The 17,837-nt window shown below is 61.8% G+C and carries 15 protein-coding genes; 6 read left to right on the forward strand and 9 right to left on the reverse strand.

What is annotated here, in order from left to right:
* The first annotated feature begins 144 nt into the window (after positions 1-144).
* On the forward strand, positions 145-1,071 hold the full coding sequence (gene epsC / locus C0058_RS01155; protein WP_003211862.1) for a serine O-acetyltransferase EpsC: 927 nt from the start codon (positions 145-147) through the stop codon (positions 1,069-1,071).
* 449 nt (positions 1,072-1,520) lie between these two features.
* Positions 1,521-3,482: a choline transporter BetT gene (betT, locus tag C0058_RS01165; RefSeq protein WP_003211865.1), complete on the forward strand. Its 1,962-nt coding sequence runs from the start codon at positions 1,521-1,523 to the stop codon at positions 3,480-3,482.
* Between the two features lie 3 nt (positions 3,483-3,485).
* On the opposite strand, the gene C0058_RS01170 is transcribed toward betT, so the two are convergent.
* Complete coding sequence (locus tag C0058_RS01170; protein WP_003211868.1) at positions 3,486-3,734, reverse strand: hypothetical protein; 249 nt, start codon at positions 3,732-3,734, stop codon at positions 3,486-3,488.
* A 177-nt stretch (positions 3,735-3,911) separates the two neighbouring features.
* Positions 3,912-4,643, reverse strand: a complete 732-nt coding sequence (locus C0058_RS01180; RefSeq protein ID WP_008435807.1) for an SDR family oxidoreductase — start codon at positions 4,641-4,643, stop codon at positions 3,912-3,914.
* A 119-nt stretch (positions 4,644-4,762) separates the two neighbouring features.
* Here C0058_RS01180 and C0058_RS01185 point away from each other — a divergent pair, with 119 nt between their 5' ends.
* The 3 genes from C0058_RS01185 (at position 4,763) to mgrA (ending at position 8,290) form a co-directional block, all read left to right on the forward strand.
* Positions 4,763-5,653, forward strand: a complete 891-nt coding sequence (locus C0058_RS01185; protein ID WP_102367887.1) for a LysR family transcriptional regulator — start codon at positions 4,763-4,765, stop codon at positions 5,651-5,653.
* Between the two features lie 161 nt (positions 5,654-5,814).
* Positions 5,815-7,143, forward strand: coding sequence for an OprD family outer membrane porin (locus C0058_RS01190; protein WP_080673292.1), 1,329 nt, complete (start codon positions 5,815-5,817; stop codon positions 7,141-7,143).
* Between the two features lie 109 nt (positions 7,144-7,252).
* The gene (gene mgrA, locus C0058_RS01195) at positions 7,253-8,290 is read left to right on the forward strand and encodes an L-glyceraldehyde 3-phosphate reductase (RefSeq protein WP_003211877.1); all 1,038 of its coding nucleotides are present in this window, start codon (positions 7,253-7,255) and stop codon (positions 8,288-8,290) included.
* Positions 8,291-8,437: 147 nt separating this feature from the next.
* Here the strand turns inward: mgrA and tauD are convergent, their stop codons facing one another.
* The 7 genes from tauD to C0058_RS01230 all read right to left on the reverse strand — a co-directional run bounded on the left by tauD (position 8,438) and on the right by C0058_RS01230 (position 16,656).
* Positions 8,438-9,274: a taurine dioxygenase gene (gene tauD, locus C0058_RS01200; protein ID WP_003213162.1), complete on the reverse strand. Its 837-nt coding sequence runs from the start codon at positions 9,272-9,274 to the stop codon at positions 8,438-8,440.
* Between the two features lie 21 nt (positions 9,275-9,295).
* Positions 9,296-10,132 carry a taurine ABC transporter permease TauC gene (gene tauC, locus C0058_RS01205; protein ID WP_003213163.1) on the reverse strand — a complete coding sequence of 279 codons (837 nt, stop codon included), beginning with the start codon at positions 10,130-10,132 and terminating at the stop codon, positions 9,296-9,298.
* Positions 10,129-10,908, reverse strand: coding sequence for a taurine ABC transporter ATP-binding subunit (gene tauB, locus C0058_RS01210; protein WP_102367888.1), 780 nt, complete (start codon positions 10,906-10,908; stop codon positions 10,129-10,131). The genes tauC and tauB overlap by 4 nt, the downstream gene beginning before the upstream one ends.
* 18 nt (positions 10,909-10,926) lie before the next feature.
* Entirely contained in the window at positions 10,927-11,904 is a 978-nt protein-coding gene (gene tauA / locus C0058_RS01215; RefSeq protein WP_003213167.1) for a taurine ABC transporter substrate-binding protein, read from the reverse strand.
* Between the two features lie 246 nt (positions 11,905-12,150).
* Positions 12,151-13,734, reverse strand: a complete 1,584-nt coding sequence (gene gshA, locus C0058_RS01220) for a glutamate--cysteine ligase (RefSeq protein ID WP_008435798.1) — start codon at positions 13,732-13,734, stop codon at positions 12,151-12,153.
* A gap of 214 nt (positions 13,735-13,948) precedes the next feature.
* On the reverse strand, positions 13,949-14,332 hold the full coding sequence (locus C0058_RS01225) for a PaaI family thioesterase (RefSeq protein WP_003213170.1): 384 nt from the start codon (positions 14,330-14,332) through the stop codon (positions 13,949-13,951).
* Positions 14,332-16,656, reverse strand: coding sequence for a Tex family protein (locus tag C0058_RS01230; protein ID WP_102367889.1), 2,325 nt, complete (start codon positions 16,654-16,656; stop codon positions 14,332-14,334). The genes C0058_RS01225 and C0058_RS01230 overlap by 1 nt, the downstream gene beginning before the upstream one ends.
* 357 nt (positions 16,657-17,013) lie before the next feature.
* Here C0058_RS01230 and ompR point away from each other — a divergent pair, with 357 nt between their 5' ends.
* A complete protein-coding gene (ompR, locus tag C0058_RS01235) occupies positions 17,014-17,754 on the forward strand; it encodes a two-component system response regulator OmpR (protein WP_003213175.1) in 741 nt (246 codons plus the stop codon).
* Positions 17,755-17,837 lie beyond the last annotated feature (83 nt).

The following is a 17,837-nucleotide window of genomic DNA, read 5'->3' on the forward strand; positions in this document are numbered from 1 at the left end:
ATGCTGGGACTATAGGCAGGCACTTTTGCGTCGGCAACCGCCAATCGCTTATGTCGACGGGTTATTAGCATTGCACTATTGGTTCTTAAGGACGCTCAGGTTCCTTGCCGTAAAGTGATGGGCATTTCGTCAGGAGTGAAGACCGTGAGTGAGCGTTCCAGTCATTGGCAATTACAGACCATCGTCAGCCAGCTGCGCAGCGCCCGGGACCAGTGGCGCACCCGCAACGGCCGGGTCAGCGGCGAGCAGGGCGGGCGCGAGCTGCCTTCACGGGAAGCCGTGGCGCAGATTCTCGAGGCGTTGTGTGGTGCGCTGTTCCCCATGCGTCTGGGGCCGGTGGACCTGCGTGAAGAAAGTGAAGACTTCTACGTCGGCCACACCCTGGATGTGGCGCTGAATGCATTGCTCGCCCAGGCGCGCCTGGAGCTGCGATATGCCGCGCGGCAAGGTGGCCAGGATGACAGTGAAGTCGACGCCCATGCCATCCACCTGATCCAGGATTTCGCCCTGGCGTTGCCAGGCTTGCGCAGCCTGTTGGACACCGACGTGCTCGCCGCCTACCACGGCGACCCGGCGGCGCGCAGCGTGGATGAAGTGCTGTTGTGCTACCCGGGGATTTTGGCGGTGATTCACCATCGCCTGGCGCACCACTTGTATCGGGCAGGCTTGCCGTTGCTGGCGCGCATCAGCGCGGAAATCGCGCATTCGGCGACCGGGATTGATATTCACCCGGGCGCGCAGATCGGCCCGAGCTTCTTTATCGACCACGGGACGGGTGTGGTGATTGGCGAGACGGCGATCATCGGCGAGCGGGTACGGATCTACCAGGCCGTGACATTGGGCGCCAAGCGTTTCCCGGCGGATGAGGATGGGCAATTGCAGAAAGGCCATCCGCGGCATCCGATTGTCGAGGATGATGTGGTGATCTACGCCGGGGCGACGATCCTGGGGCGGATTACGATCGGCAAGGGCTCGACCATTGGCGGCAATGTGTGGCTGACGCGCAGTGTGCCGGCGGGGGCGAACCTGACCCAGGCGAATCTGCAGCATGATGATGGGACGCAGAAATAGAGCAGCGCCCTCTCTAACGATCACACAGATCCAATGTGGGAGCGGGCTTGCTCGCGAATGCGGTGTATCAGTCGCCAGAAGTGTTGGCTGACACGCCGCATTCGCGAGCAAGCCCGCTCCCACATTTTGTCTGCATTCCAAATTTGAGCCGCACTACTCAAATTCGAGCCGTATTTCCCTCAGCAATCGCTGAACGTTTCGTCATCCCCATACGTCATACCTTTCCTTGAGCTAGTGTAGGAAACACCTACCACTCGGCCCTGCGATTAGTCCTCAAACCCCTATCCATGTTTAACTTGACTGTTCGTTCAAGTTAAATCGGTGGTTCGCTGCCCGCTCACAACAGGAGGCTTACCTTTGCTGAGTCCGTTTTTTACAGCCACATCCCATACCCTTGAGGTGCGCCCTACATGAGTGCATCGTCCACACCTTCCAGCGGTCTGGTCCGCATGAACCCGCCGGTGTTTTACTTCGCCGCGAGCTTCATCCTGCTGTTCGGCCTGACCGTCATCGCGATTCCCGAACAAGCCGGCGCCTGGCTGCTGGCCGCACAAAACTGGGCGGCCAACACGGTCGGCTGGTACTACATGCTGGCGATGACCCTGTATCTGGTCTTCGTGGTGGTCACCGCGTTATCGGGCTACGGCAAGATCAAACTCGGTGCCGACCACGACGAGCCCGAATTCAGTTACCTGTCCTGGGCCGGCATGCTGTTCGCCGCCGGGATCAGCATCACGCTGTTTTTCTTCTGCGTGTCCGAACCCCTGACTCACCTGGTGCAACCGCCCCAGGGCGAGGCCCTGAACGGTGACGCGGCGCGCCAGGCCATGCAGATCCTGTTTCTGCACTGGGGCCTGCATGGCTGGGGCGTGTTCGCCTTCGTCGGCATGGCCCTGGCGTACTTCGCCTACCGGCATAACCTGCCGCTGGCGTTGCGCTCGGCGCTGTACCCGCTGATCGGCAAGCGCATCAACGGCCCCATCGGTTATGCGGTAGACGGCTTCGGCATCATCGCCACGGTGTTCGGCCTCGGCGCCGACATGGGCTTTGGCGTGTTGCACCTCAACTCCGGGCTCGATTACCTGTTCGGCGTGGCCCACACCCAGTGGATCCAGGTCGGCCTCATCACCTTGATGATGGGCGCGGCGATCCTGGTGGCGGTCTCCGGTGTCGATAAAGGCGTGCGGGTGATGTCCGACATCAACATGCTGCTGGCCTGCGCGCTGCTGCTGTTCGTGTTGTTCGCCGGCCCTACCCAACACTTGCTCAACACCCTGATCCAGAACATCGGCGACTACCTCGGCGCCTTGCCGACCAAGAGTTTCGACCTCTACGCCTACGACAAACCGAGCGACTGGCTGGGCGGCTGGACCGTGTTCTATTGGGCCTGGTGGATCGCATGGTCGCCGTTCGTAGGCCTGTTTATCGCGCGCATTTCCCGCGGTCGTACCATTCGTGAATTCGTGTTCGGCGTGCTGTTGATCCCGCTGGGCTTCACCCTGGCGTGGATGTCGATCTTCGGCAACAGCGCCATCGACCAGGTACTCAACCACGGCCTTACGGCGCTGGGACAGTCGGCCATTGATGACCCGTCGATGAGCCTCTACCTGCTGCTGGAAACCTACCCGTGGAGCAAGACGGTGATCGCGGTCACGGTGTTTATCAGCTTCGTGTTCTTCGTCACCTCGGCCGACTCCGGCACGGTGGTGCTCTCGACCTTGTCGGCCAAAGGCGGCAACGCCGATGAAGACGGGCCGAAGTGGCTGCGGGTGTTCTGGGGCGCGATGACCGCGTTGGTGACCAGCGCGCTGCTGTTTGCCGGCAGCATCGACTCGCTCAAGTCGGCCGTGGTGCTGACCTCGCTACCGTTCTCGATGATCCTGCTGCTGATGATGTGGGGGCTGCACAAGGCGTTCTACCTTGAGTCGCAGAAGCAGATTGCGCAGATGCATTCCCTCGCGCCGGTATCGGGCTCACGCAAGGGCACGGGCGGTTGGCGCCAGCGCCTGAGCCAGGCGGTGCATTTCCCGTCACGGGATGAGGTGTACCGTTTCCTCGAGACCACGGTGCGCCCGGCCATCGAAGAAGTGACGGCGGTGTTTGTCGAAAAAGGCCTCAACGTCGTCACCCAGCCTGACCCGGCCAATGACAGCGTCAGCCTGGAGATCGGCCACGGCGAGCAGCACCCGTTTGTGTATCAGGTGCAGATGCGCGGCTATTTCACCCCGTCATTCGCACGGGGCGGCATGGGTTCCAAGCAGCTCAACAACCGCCGCTACTACCGGGCGGAAGTGCACTTGAGCGAGGGCAGTCAGGACTACGATCTGGTGGGCTACACCAAGGAGCAGATCATCAACGACATCCTCGACCAGTACGAACGGCACATGCAGTTCCTGCACCTGGTTCGTTAAGGCTCAGGCCCTGATAAACAGGGCCAGTGCCACCAACGGCGCACCGAATACCCCGCTGCCGATCACCAGCTCCGAGACCAGGGGCTGGCCGGCAGTGACCACGCCTACCGCGCCGTTCACCACCGACACCACCAGCCAGATCCCGACAAAGCTGTAGGCCAGAATGTGCCGGCTGACGCCCAGCTTTTGGCCGATGAACAGCATCAGCGCGAGGAGGATCAGGCCGGCGGTGATGACGAGGGCGGTGTGCATATCTTAAGTCTCCTGATACCCGCTGATTTTCCATGAACACCAAACCTGTGGCGAGGGAGCTTGCTCCCGCTGGGCTGCGCAGCGGCCCCAAAAAAGATGGGAGCGCTGCGCACTCCAGCGGGAGCAAGCTCCCTCGCCACAATATTAGTGCGTCGTAGAGTGAGTGCTGCGTGGCCTTCAGACCAAACCACCATTGGCCCGCAGGATTTGCCCGTTCACCCAACCACCGGCCGGGCTCACCAGGAACGCCACCACGCGGGCGATATCTTCCGGTTGGCCCAGGCGTTCCAGCGGTGCCATCTTGGCCAGGCCCTGGATCTGCTCTTCGCTTTTGCCATGCAGGAACAGTTCGGTCGCCACCGGCCCCGGGGCAACGGCGTTGACGGTGATGCGCCGGCCGCGCATTTCCTTGGCGAACACCTGGGTCAGGGATTCCACCGCCGCCTTGCTGGCGATGTACACCGCATAACCGGGGAAGTTGAGGCCGACGGTGCTGCTGGAGAAATTGACGATGCGCCCGCCGTCGTTCAGGCGGGTGGCGGCTTCACGCAGGGCGTTGAAGGTGCCGCGGGTATGGATGTCGAAGTTCTGGTTGTAGAGCTCATCGCTGTGTTGGGCCAGCGGCAGCACCTTGAGAATCCCGGCGTTGTTGATCAGCACATCAACCTTGCCCAGCTGGGCTTCGGTCTCGTCGAACAGGCGCTTGACGTCGGCGGCGCTGGCCACGTCGCCCTGGATCGCTATGGCTTGGTGGCCGGCCTGGCGCAACTCCACTACCAGCCTTGACGCTTCGGTGGCGCTGTTGGCGTAGTTGATGGCGACGGCATAACCGTCGGCGGCCAGTTGTCTGGCAACCACGGCGCCGATGCCGCGAGAGGCGCCGGTAACGATAGCAACTTGGGTAGTCATGATCGGGTTTCCTTGGGGCAGTGGTTGGGTGTGGAGGCAGATTCACATGTTTACCCAGGCCGATAAATGCGCCAGAGTTGCCTTGACTGTTCAAGAATCGCCAACAATGGAGACGCGCCGTGGACCAGGTCAAAGCGATGAAAGTGTTCGTGAGGATTTACGAACGCAGCAGCTTCACGCTGGCGGCCGATGACCTGAACCTGCCGCGCGCCACCCTGACCCACACCCTCAACCAGTTCGAGGCCTGGCTGGGCACGCGGTTGCTTGAGCGCAGTACCCGCCGCGTCCGCCCCACGCTGGATGGCGAGGCCTATTACCTGCGCTGTGTGCAACTGCTGGCGGAGCTGGAAGAGGCGGAACTGGCCTTCCGTTCGGTGGCCCCCAAGGGCCGCCTGCGGGTGGATTTGCACGGCACCCTGGCCAAGTACTTCGTGATTCCGGCGCTGCCGCAATTCATGGCGCGCTACCCGGAAATCGAGCTGTCCATCAGCGAGGCGGACCGCTTCGTCGACCTGATCGCCGAAGGCGTGGATTGTGTGCTGCGGGCGGGCACCCTGGGGGATTCGGCGTTGATCGGTCGCCGGGTTGCGACGCTGCGCCAGGTGACCTGCGCGAGCCCGGCCTACCTGCGCAAATACGGCGAGCCGAAGCGCCTCGCCGACCTGGGCGAGCACCGTGCGGTGAACTATGTTTCACGCACCACCGCGAAGCTGTTCCCCTTCGAATTCATGGTCGACGGCGAGGTGCAGGAAGTGACGATCGAGGGGGCGCTGTCGGTGTTCGGCGCAGAGATTTATGCCGCCAGCGCAGTCGCCGGACTGGGCATTATCCAGTGCCCGCACTACCGCATCGCCGAGCTGATCAACCAAGGCGTGATGCAGGAAATCCTCATTGATACACCACCGCCGCCCATGCCGGTTTCGGTGCTCTACCCGCAAAACCGACACATGTCGCCGAGGGTGCGGGTGTTCGTCGATTGGCTCGCCGAAATCTTCGCCACTGCCCGCTAACCCGCGTCTTTACTGGGTTTCTTAAATTTAATTTCATCCGGGTAAAGGGTGTTTTGACTCCGAACTGTCACATGGCCATCGCCTAATTGTGTGAAGCGTTTGACGCTTTCATTTCAGAACAGTGACGGAGACCGGTACCAATGAAGACGTTATTAAGCCCCATGGTGGGTGCCGCCATGGCGAGCTTTATGCTGTCCGCCCACGCCGATTTTATCGATGACAGCCACGCCGACGTGACCCTGCTCAACCGCTACCTCAACCAGCAGGGGCGGGATGTGGTGAACAGCAATAACAAGGCCCACAGCATCCGCGATTGGGGCCAGGGTTTTGAGTTCAACTTCAAGTCCGGCTACACCGATGGGCCGGTGGGCTTTGGCCTGGACCTGCAGGCGTTCTACGGTTTGAAACTGGACTCCGGCGGCGACCTCAATGACAAGGATCACCAGGGCCGCTACCCCGGCAGCATGTTCCCGCTGGATAACGGCAAGTCGGCCGACCAGTTCGGCGTGCTCAGCCCGACCTTCAAGATGCGCTTCGCCCAGGATGAATTGCGCGTCGGTACGCTGTACGGCAACAACCCGGTGCTGGCTAACACCGACGGCCGCCTGTACCAGCAGACCAACACCGGCGTGCAGTTGGTTTCCAAGGACTTGACCGACTTCACCTTTACCGCCGGTGACATCCTCAAGACCAAGATCCGCAACGAAACCGGCGACCAGGGCATGATCACCGCCGGCGGCACCAAAGAGAGCGATCGCTTCCTCTACGGCGGTGCGGACTACAAAGGTTTGCCGGACACCACCGTCAGCCTGTGGTACTCCAACCTTGAGGATTACTACCAGCAGTTCTTCCTCGGTGCCAAGCGTCATGACGCCTTGCCTGTCGGCGCGATTGACACCGACGTGCGTCTGTACCGCAGCCTGGGTGTGGGTGAAAACGCCGCGGGCGACAAAGACTATTCCGCTGCGGGTCTCTACGGCGATGGCACCTCCAAGGGCCGCATCAACCAGTCCACCGTCAGCCTGTTGGAAAGCTACAGCCTGGACGGCCATACCGTCGGCCTGGGCATCCAGAAAAACAGCGGCGACAGCGACTTCCCGTACCTGGATTCCGGCCTGAACAGCGGTGCCAGCAACCAGGGCCCGGGCTCGGGCGCCGACACCCCGGCACTCACCAACATGCAACTGAACAAATTCCAGCATGCCGGCGAGCGCACCTGGCTGGCGCAGTACAAATATGACTTCGGCAAACTCGGCCTTAACGGCCTGACCTTCGCCACGTCCTACGCACACGGTGATGACATCCGCACCACCCAAGGCACTACGAGCGAATGGGAACGTAACGTCACCGTGGCTTACCAGGTGCCCACCGGCACCCTCAAAGGCCTGGGCGTGACCTGGCGAAATGCCCACGCCAGCCCGGATATCACCGGTGCCACGGTGCAAGATGAAAACCGCTTCTATGTAAGCTACGTCGTTCCACTCTGGTAGGACTTTGCTGTAAAAGGGATAGGCAGACTTAAGCGATTCAGCTGCTTAAAAGGCCCGGGAATATGCTTATTCCCGGGCCTTATTTGCCCCAAGTCCAAGAGAGGATTCGATGACTTACATTGCTGCCGAAAACCGCTATGAATCTATTCCTTACCGCCGCGTAGGTCGCAGCGGACTGGTGCTGCCGGCACTGTCCCTGGGGCTGTGGCACAACTTTGGCGACAGCACCCCGATCGACACCCAGCGCGCCTTGCTGCGCACCGCGTTCGACCTGGGTATCAACCACTTCGACCTGGCCAACAACTACGGCCCTCCATACGGCAGCGCCGAGATCAACTTCGGTCGTTTGCTGCGGGAAGACTTCAAGCATTACCGCGATGAACTGATCATCTCCAGCAAGGCGGGCTGGGACATGTGGCCGGGCCCTTATGGCCAGGGCGGCGGTTCGCGCAAGTACGTGCTGGCGAGCCTCGACCAGAGCCTGCAACGCCTGGGCGTCGATTACGTGGACATCTTCTATTCCCACCGTTTTGATGCCGACACCCCGCTGGAAGAAACCGCCAGCGCACTGGCCACCGCCGTGCAACAGGGCAAGGCGTTGTACATCGGGATCTCGTCCTACTCCGGCGTGAAAACCCGGGAAATTGCGGCGCTGCTCCAGGAGTGGAAAGTCCCGCTGTTGATCCACCAGCCGGCCTACAACCTGCTCAACCGCTGGGTGGAAAAAGACCTGCTGGACGTCACCGAAGAACTCGGTGCCGGGGTGATCGCGTTCACGCCATTGGCCCAGGGCCTGCTGACCGACAAATACCTCAACGGCGTACCGGCGGATGCGCGGGTGAATCGCCCGGGGGGTGGTTCGTTGCAGGCCAAGCACTTGTCCGAGGCCAACATCGCCCACGCCCGCGCGCTGAATGAAATTGCCAAGCGCCGTGGCCAAAGCCTGGCGCAGATGGCGTTGGCGTGGACGTTGCGTGATCCACGGGTCACCAGCGCCCTGATCGGCGCGAGCCGGCCGGAGCAGATCATTGAAAACGTCGGTGCGTTGCAGAACCTGAGCTTCAGCGCGCAGGAGCTGGCGGAGATTGACCGGTTTGCCCAGGAAGGCGGGATTAACTTGTGGGAGAAGCCGTCTACGGCTGAATAAGCGGTAGAGCCCGATTCCTGCATCAACCTCTTCCCAATGTGGGAGCGGGCTTGCTCGCGAAAGCGGAGTGTCAGTCACTGGATATGTCGACTGATTCACCGCTTTCGCGAGCAGGCCCGCTCCCACATTTGATTTGTGGTGTGCCTGCTAGAACGGCACATCTCCAAGAATCGTTGCCCGATGCATCACCCGCCGCTGCGGCCGGTAATCATCCACCGCGTAATGCTGGGTCACGCGGTTATCCCAGAACGCCACGTCATTTTCCTGCCAACGCCAGCGAATGGTGAATTCCGGCCGTGTTGCATGGGCAAACAGCAGCTTCAACACCACGTCGCTTTCCGCCGGCTCCAGTTCGTTGATCTTGCTGGTGAACCCCTCGCTGACGAACAGCGATTTACGCCCGCTCACCGGGTGCGTACGAATCACCGGATGAGACAGCGGCGGGTTCTTGCGCCGGGCTTCTTCCCAGCGCGCTAAATCTTCCGGCGTGTTGCCATAACGCTCCAGCGGGAAGGAGCGGGTGAAGTCATGGGTTGCCGTCAAACCGTCCAACAGCTTTTTGAACGGCTCGGACAACGCCTCATACGCGGCAATCCCGCTGGCCCACAACGTATCGCCACCAAACTCCGGCAGCAGCTTGGCGCTCAGTACCGCACCGAGGGCCGGGGTGGGCAGGAAGGTCACGTCGGTGTGCCAGATGGCGTTGTCGCGCACATCGGTCACGGCGGTGTCGAGGATCAGCACTTCTGGCTGCTCCGGCACGTTGGGGTAGATCGGGTGAATGTGCAGGTCGCCGAAATTCGCCGCGAACCGCGCCTGTTGCTGCGGGTTGATCGGCTGGTTGCGGAAGAACAGCACCGAATGCTTGAGCAGCGCCTGTTCGATGGCGTCGCGGTCTTCAATGTTCAGCGGTTGGGTGATGTCGACGCCACTGATCTGGGCGCCAAGGGCGGTGCTGAGAGGTGTTACGGTCAGGCTGCTCATGGGATTCTCGTCGAAAATTTTTCAGTGTGCCTGGCCATGCCACGGCACCAGTTTGCGCTGCAGGGCACGCAAGCCCATTTCCATGGCGAAGGCGATCAGCGCGATCACCAGAATCCCCAGCACCACCACGTCGGTGACCAGGAACTGCGCGGCGGACTGCACCATGAAGCCCAGGCCGCTGGTGGCCGCGATCAATTCTGCGGCTACCAGGGTCGACCAACCCACGCCCAGGCCAATCCGCACGCCGGTGAGGATGTCGGGCAGGGCGCTCGGCAGGATCACATGGCGAATCAGTTGTGCCCGGGTAGCGCCCAACGACTGCGCGGCGCGCAGTTTGGCCGGGTCGACGGTACGTACGCCGGTGGCGGTCGCGATGGCAATCGGCGCAAAAATCGCCAGGTAGATCAGCAGTACTTTGGACAGCTCGCCGATGCCGCACCAGATCACGATCAGCGGCAGGTAGGCCAGTGGTGGAATCGGCCGGTAGAACTCGATCAGCGGGTCGAGAATGCCCCGGGCGATGCGGTTGGAACCGATGGCAATCCCCACCGGCACGGCGGTCAGCACGGCAAAGCCGAGGCCCAGGCCGATGCGCTTGAGGCTCGCGCCCAGGTGCTGCCACAGGGTGGAATCCATGTAGCCGGTGGTCGCCAGCAGCCAGCCTTTTTGCAGCACGGCCGAAGGCGGTGGCAGGAACAGCGGCTCGATCAGCCCGCTGGCGGTCACGGCCCACCAGATGGCAACCAGGGTCACCAGGGTCAGCACGCTGATCCAGCGGGTGCTCAGGCTGCGGCGCACGGGCACGACGGGTTTGCTCGCCGGCTTGGTGGCCGTGGCCGGTAATTCGTAACTGCTCATGCGGACACCTGCCGTTGGGAGAACACCCTGCCCAGCACGTGTTCGCGGGTTTCGATAAAGCGCGGGTCGGACTTGATCGCGCGTGCCGACTCACCGGCGGCGTAGCGCTGGCCGAAGTCCAGGCTCAGGCGCTCGACGATCTGGCCGGGGTTGGGCGCCAGCAGAATCAAATCCGTGGCGAGGAACACCGCTTCTTCGATGTCGTGGGTAATCAGGAATACCGGTTTGGCCGTGCGCCGCCAGACTTGCAGCAACAGCTCCTGCATCTGTTCGCGGGTGAAGGCATCAAGGGCGCCGAAGGGTTCGTCCATCAGCAGTACGCGGGGGTCGGCAGCCAATGCACGGGCCAGGCCGACACGTTGCTTCTGGCCACCGGAGAGTTGCCAGATACGACGGCTGTCGAAACCGGCGAGGTCCACCAGGGCGAGCATTTCCCGGGCGCGGATTTCCCGCTGGTCCTTGGGCACGCCTGCCAACTCCAGGCCGAAGCCGACGTTGGCCAGCACGTCCTGCCAGGGCAGCAGGGCGTCGTCCTGGAACACCACGCCGCGTTCGGCGCTCGGCCCCTTTACCGGCACACCGTCAAGGGTGATGCGCCCGGCGCTGGGTTCGACAAAGCCGGCAATCAGGTTCAACAGCGAAGTCTTGCCACTGCCGGAAGGGCCGAGGGCCACCAGCAATTGCTGGGGCCCAAGGCTCAGGGAAATATCTGCCAGTACTGGCTCCGGGCTGCCTGGGTACTGTGCGCTGATGCGCTCCAGTTGTAGCAAGGCCATCGCGGTTAACTCCTGGTATCAGTTAGTGATGAACTTCGGGCTGACGTACGGGGCGTAGTCCGGCAGTACGGCGTCGACCTTGCCTTGTTCCTTGAGGAACGCGGCGGTATCGGTGACAGCCTTGGTGGTCGGTGCGCCGAGCAGGGTGACCTGGTCAGCCGCCAGCGGGTAGACGTTGCCTTGCAGCAGCAGCGGAATGTCGCTGGCCTTGGCCCCGGAGAGCTTCACCAGTTTGTCGACGTTGCCTTTGTCAGCCAGCCAGGCTTGTGGGTCTTTGCGGTAGGCGGCGTAGGCATCCAGGGTGACCTTGGCAAAAGCCGTGACGATTTCCGGGTGCTTCTCGGCGAAATCCTTACGCACGATCCAGGCATCGAAGGTCGGCGCGCCGAACTTGGCCAGTTCGCCGGAGGTGATCAGCACCTTGCCGTTTTCCTTGGCTACGCCAAGCGCTGGGTCCCACACGTAGGTGGCGTCGATATCACCACGTTTCCAGGCGGCGATGATGGCCGGCGGGGCGAGGTTGAGGATGGTCACTTTGGACGGGTCGATGTTCCAGTGCTTCAACGCGGCCAGCAGGCTGTAGTGGCCGGTGGAAACGAATGGCACGGCGACTTTCTTGCCGATCAGGTCCTGCGGGCTGTTGATCCCGGAACCGTTGCGGGCCACCAGGGCCTCGGCGCCGCCGATCTGGGTGGCGATCAGGAAAGTTTCTACCGGGACCTTGCGGGTCACGGCAGCGGTCAGCGGGCTGGAGCCCAGGTAGCCGATCTGCACGTCACCGGAAGCGATGGCGGCGATGATGTCGGCACCGTTGTCGAATTTGCGCCAGTCGATCTTGGCGTTGGTGGCTTTTTCGTAAGCGCCGTCGGCCTGGGCGACTTTCGCCGGGTCAACGGTGGTCTGGTAAGCGATGGTCACGTCGGCGGCCTGGGCAAACAGGCTGGCACCGGCCAGGGACAACGCCGCCAAGAGGCGAAGGGGGAAGTGCAGTTTCAAGGGGGAAGTCCTCATCAGGCGGCCGGAGGTCGGCGTGTGAGAAGACTAAATGATCTAAGAATCCGAAAATAAATAACATTTTCGAATTAGCTTATGAGGAGAAACTCGCGCGCCAGGCTAGAAGGCGCGTAGGTCAAATGTGGGAGCGGGCTTGCTCGCGAAAGCGGTGAATCAGTCACCGAATACATCGACTGATACAACGCTTTCGCGAGCAAGCCCGCTCCCACAGGGGTCTGTGTCAGGCTTTTAGTTGCTGATAGCGAGGATGCTCGCCTGGTACGACCCGACAAACACGTCAAAATCACCCACTTCGTTCTGCTCAAGCTCCGCCTGCTGCGCCAGCGAACTGCGCGCCAGCTCTTCAAAGCGTGCCTGTTCCTCTGCCTTCAACGGCTCGCTGCGGAAGTACTCCGCATGCACCTGGCTCTGATGCAGCGAGAACTGCGCAAAGCTCTCTTTACGCTCGCTCATCGCCGCCAGCACCTGGGCCGACGGGGTCAGGGACGAATCCTTGACCTTCGCCAGCTGCGCGTCCAGCGCCTGGCTGTGTTCATTGATGCCCTGGCTCTGGTCCAGCATCGCCGCCAGCGGAGCAATCTGCTCCAGCAGCTCTGCCGCCCATTCCTTCATGTCCACCGATTCGCCACGGCGCTGCAATTGCAGGCCCGGACGGCGGCCTTCCTTGACCACGCTGAGGAAGTTGGAGGTGGCGTTGCCGCACTCATTGTCGGCGAACAGCGGGCTGTCATTCAGCGCGCAATACAGCAGGAACGCATCGAGGAAGCGCGACTCTTGCAAGTCGATGCCCATCGGCAGGAACGGGTTGATGTCCAGGCAACGCACTTCGATGTACTGGATGCCACGGGCCATCAGCGCCTGGATCGGCCGTTCGCCGGTGTAGGTCACGCGCTTGGGCCGGATGTTGGAGTAGTACTCGTTTTCGATCTGCAGGATGTTGGTGTTGAGCTGAACCCACTCACCGTCCTTATGGGTACCGACTTCGACGTACGGTGCGTAGGGCGTTGCCACAGCTTCGCGCAGGCTGTCGGTGTAGCTCGCCAGGTCGTTGTAGCACGGCGTCAGGCCGGCCTGGGCGTTGCTCTGGTAACCCAGGTCGCTCATGCGCAGGCTGGTGGCGTACGGCAGGTACAGGGTGTCGGCGTCCAGCACTTCGAGCTGGTGCGAACGACCGCGCAGGAAACCCGCGTCCAGGGCCGGCGAGGCGCCGAACAGGTACATCAGCAGCCAGCTGTAGCGGCGGAAGTTACGGATCAGCGCGATATAGGCCGTGGACTGGTAATCCCGGTCGGTGCCCACAAAGCCTTCGGCTTCCTTGAGCAACGGCCAGAGGTCTTCCGGCAGGGAAAAGTTGTAGTGGATCCCGGCGATGCACTGCATGGTCTTGCCGTACCGCAGGGCCAGGCCCTTGCGATACACGTACTTGAGCTGTCCGATGTTGGAGGTGCCGTAGTAGGCAATCGGAATATCTTCCTCGGCCGGCAACGGGCACGGCATCGATGGACTCCACAGGTACTCGCTGCCGAGCTTGCTGTAGGCAAAACGGTGGATCTTGTCGAGGCTGCTCAGGGTATCGGCCGGGTTGGGCAACGCCGGCGTGATGAATTCAAGCAGCGACTCGGAATAGTCGGTGGTGATCTGTTCGTGGGTCAGTGCAGCGCCCAGGGCCTCGGGATGCGGCGTTTGTGCCAGTCGGCCTTCACCGGTGACGCGCAGGCATTCGCGCTCGATGCCGTGCAGGCATTGCTCGAGCAAAGAGAGGTGTTCGTGCTTGCCGAGCAGGGCCAGGCGGCGGTTGAGAAGTTCGCTCAAGTTGGATTCCTTCACGCGTCAGTCGCCCCAATATGGGGGTGGTCAGGACGGTCTACAAGGGTGAAGTGGAAACTGGCGTTATCGCCTGGTTTTTGAGCCGGATTGACCCACTCTGAAAGAGCCGCCCTCGTCCCTGAATCTGGCCATCGCGCACGAGGAAAAGTTCGGCGCAACTTTCGAAGCGCCGAAATTAACTCAAATCGATGACAGGGAGCTATAGGACAGCGAAGGTGCCTTGTGCTTTTGCGACCAGTTTTTCGTCCTGGTACACGTCCGCCTCGACCACCAGCGTGCGCCGACCCGGGTGAATCACTCGGGCGGTGCACAGCACATCGCCGTCGGAAACGGCGCGGATGTAGTTGATCTTGCATTCGATGGTCGCGCTCTGCTGGTCGAAACCATGGGAGCTGGAACACGCCAGCCCCATGGCAATGTCCACCAGGCTGAAGATCGCCCCGCCATGGAGCTTGCCAGCGCGGTTGCGCAACTGCGGTTCCAGGGTCAAGGCCACCTCGGCAACACCGGTTTCCAGGCGCTGCAGGCGGCAGCCAATGAGTTCGCTGAAAGCGCTGTGGGTCAAGCCGGCTGGCAGTTCCATTAACGTTTCTTCAGTTGTTTGGCGTTGGCGAACAGCGAAGCCATGGCGTTGTTGGCCGGGGCTGGCGCAGCGGTTTCCTTGCGGGGGGCGGCGCCTTGGGACTGGCGTGGCGCCGAGCCCGGGCGTGCGCCGCGGGCACCGTCGATTTTCTCGCCCGGGGTGTCGCTCATGCGCATCGACAGGCCGACGCGTTTGCGCGGGATGTCGACTTCCATGACCTTGACCTTGACCACATCACCGGCTTTCACCGCTTCACGCGGGTCCTTGATGAACTTCTCCGAAAGCGCAGAGATGTGCACCAAACCGTCCTGATGCACGCCGATATCCACAAACGCGCCGAAGTTGGTCACGTTGGTCACCACGCCTTCGAGGATCATCCCCAGTTGCAGGTCCTTGAGGTCTTCGACGCCTTCCTGGAATTCGGCGGTCTTGAACTCGGGACGCGGGTCGCGGCCAGGTTTTTCCAGCTCTTGCAGGATGTCGGTGATGGTCGGCACGCCGAAGGTTTCGTCGGTGTACTTCTTCGGGTCGAGGCGCTTGAGGAACGCGGCGTCGCCGATCAGCGAGCGGATGTCGCGGTCGGTTTCAGCGGCAATGCGTTGTACCAGCGGGTAGGCTTCCGGGTGGACAGCCGAGGAATCCAGCGGGTTGTCACCGTTCATGACGCGCAGGAAGCCGGCGGCTTGCTCGAAGGTTTTTTCGCCAAGGCGTGCGACTTTTTTCAGCGCTGCACGGGTCTTGAACGCACCGTTTTCGTCGCGGTGGGTCACGATGTTCTGCGCCAGGGTGGCGTTGAGGCCGGAGATGCGGGCCAGCAGCGCAACCGAAGCGGTGTTTACGTCCACGCCCACGGCGTTCACGCAGTCTTCAACCACGGCGTCCAGGCCGCGAGCCAGTTTCAGCTGCGACACGTCGTGCTGGTACTGGCCGACGCCGATGGATTTCGGGTCGATCTTCACCAGCTCCGCCAGTGGGTCCTGCAGGCGGCGAGCAATGGACACGGCGCCACGGATCGACACGTCGAGGTCCGGGAATTCCTTGGAAGCCAGTTCAGACGCGGAGTACACCGAAGCGCCGGCCTCGGAGACCATCACCTTGGTCATCTGCATGCCTGGGTATTTTTTGATCAGCTCGGCGGCCAGCTTGTCGGTTTCACGGCTGGCGGTGCCGTTGCCGATGGCAATCAGGTCCACCGAGTGCTTGGCGCACAGGGCGGCCAGGATGGCGATGGTCTGGTCCCACTTGTTGTGCGGCACGTGGGGGTAAACCGTGGCGTGATCCAGCAGCTTGCCGGTGGCGTCGACCACGGCAACCTTGCAGCCGGTGCGCAGGCCCGGGTCGAGGCCCAGGGTTGCGCGTGGGCCGGCGGGTGCGGCCAGCAGCAGGTCGTGCAGGTTGTGGGCGAATACGCTGATGGCTTCGGTTTCGGCGCCGTCGCGCAACTCGCCCAGCAGGTCGGTTTCGAGGTGGGTGTAGAGCTTGACCTTCCAGGTCCAGCGCACGACCTCACTGAGCCACTTGTCCGCAGGACGATTCTGATTCTGGATGCCGAACTGTTGACCGATCATGCCTTCGCACGGGTGCATGGTGCCTGGCAGCTCGTCGCCGACTTTCAGCGCGGAGCTCAGGATGCCTTCGTTGCGGCCGCGGAAAATCGCCAGTGCACGGTGGGACGGCATGCTTTTCAGCGGCTCGTCGTGTTCGAAATAATCGCGGAACTTGGCGCCTTCCTCTTCCTTGCCGGCGATCACGCGGGCACTCAGGGTGGCTTCCTGCTTCAGGTAGTTGCGCAGTTTTTCCAGCAGGTTGGCGTCTTCGGCGAAGCGCTCCATGAGGATGTACTTGGCGCCTTCGAGGGCGGCCTTGACGTCGGCCACGCCTTTTTCGGCATCGACAAAGCGTGCAGCTTCGGTTTCCGGGGCCAGGGACGGGTCGTTGAACAGACCGTCGGCCAGCTCGCCGAGGCCGGCTTCCAGGGCGATCTGGCCCTTGGTGCGGCGCTTCTGCTTGTACGGCAGGTACAAGTCTTCGAGGCGGGTCTTGGTGTCGGCGAGCTTGATGTCGCGTTCCAGCTGCGGGGTCAGCTTGCCTTGCTCTTCGATGCTGGCGAGGATGCTGATACGCCGTTCGTCGAGTTCTCGCAGGTAGCGCAGGCGCTCTTCCAGATGCCGCAACTGGATATCATCGAGGCTGCCGGTGACTTCTTTACGGTAACGGGCGATGAAGGGCACTGTGGAGCCTTCATCCAGTAGAGCGACGGCCGCTTCGACCTGTTGTGGGCGTACGCCGAGTTCCTCGGCGATGCGGCTGTTGATGCTGTCCATAAAACCACCTGAAATTCTGAAAGCAGGCTCGCAGGCCCGGAAAACAAGGCTCGCGAGGCTGGTTGAGCGGCCCGTCTGGCGCCGCTGCCTGGGTCAAGAGGCAGCCTATTGACCCTCGAAATCGAAAAAATCACTACAAGCGGGTGAAAAAAATCCCCTGGCAGTAAACGGTAACGAACTGACGTTGCCCTGCACAAAGGCGCCGCATTATAACCAGCGTTCTGCCCTTGGGGGGATTGCCGCCAAGGTTGTAGGGCGCGGGTTCGCTGGCGGTAGAGGAAAAATCTGCTAACAATGCACACGGTGCGTATAACGGCAGCTACGCCATAATGCGCGCCGAGATAAGAGGAGCATCTAATGAGCAGCACTGCACAAACTGCTGAAGGCGAAAAAATTCTCATCGTTGATGACGATCCGGGGCTGAGCAGCCTGCTGGAGCGTTTCTTCAACTCCAAGGGCTACCGTGCCCGCGCGGTGCCAAACACCGAACAGATGGACCGCCTGTTGGGACGTGAAGTCTTCAACCTGGTGGTGCTGGACCTGATGCTGCCCGGCGAAGACGGCCTGACCGCCTGCAAACGCCTGCGCGGCGCCAACAATCAGATCCCGATCATCATGCTGACCGCCAAGGGCGATGAGCTGAGCCGCATCAAGGGCCTGGAACTGGGCGCCGACGATTACCTGGCCAAGCCGTTCAACCCGGACGAGCTGATGGCACGGGTCAAGGCCGTACTGCGTCGCCAGGCCGCCCCGGTACCGGGTGCCCCAGGCAGCGAAGACGAAAGCGTGACCTTCGGTGACTACGAGCTGTCGCTGGCCACCCGTGAGCTCAAGCGTGGCGATGAAGTGCACATGCTGACCACCGGCGAATTCGCCGTGCTCAAGGCACTGGTGATGAACGCTCGCCAGCCGCTGACCCGCGACAAGCTGATGAACCTAGCCCGTGGCCGCGAGTGGGACGCCCTCGAGCGCTCCATCGACGTACAGATCTCCCGTCTGCGCCGGATGATCGAGCCCGATCCATCCAAGCCGCGTTATATCCAGACGGTGTGGGGTGTGGGTTACGTGTTTGTGCCGGATGGCACTGCAACCAAGTGACCGATGATTTGCAGAGGCGGGCGTGCCGGTGATGACTCGATAAGAGTCAGCCGGTTGCCCGGCGTTTGCAATTCTGCGAGCTT

Source organism: Pseudomonas sp. NC02, assembly GCF_002874965.1.
In the GTDB taxonomy this organism is placed as follows: domain Bacteria; phylum Pseudomonadota; class Gammaproteobacteria; order Pseudomonadales; family Pseudomonadaceae; genus Aquipseudomonas.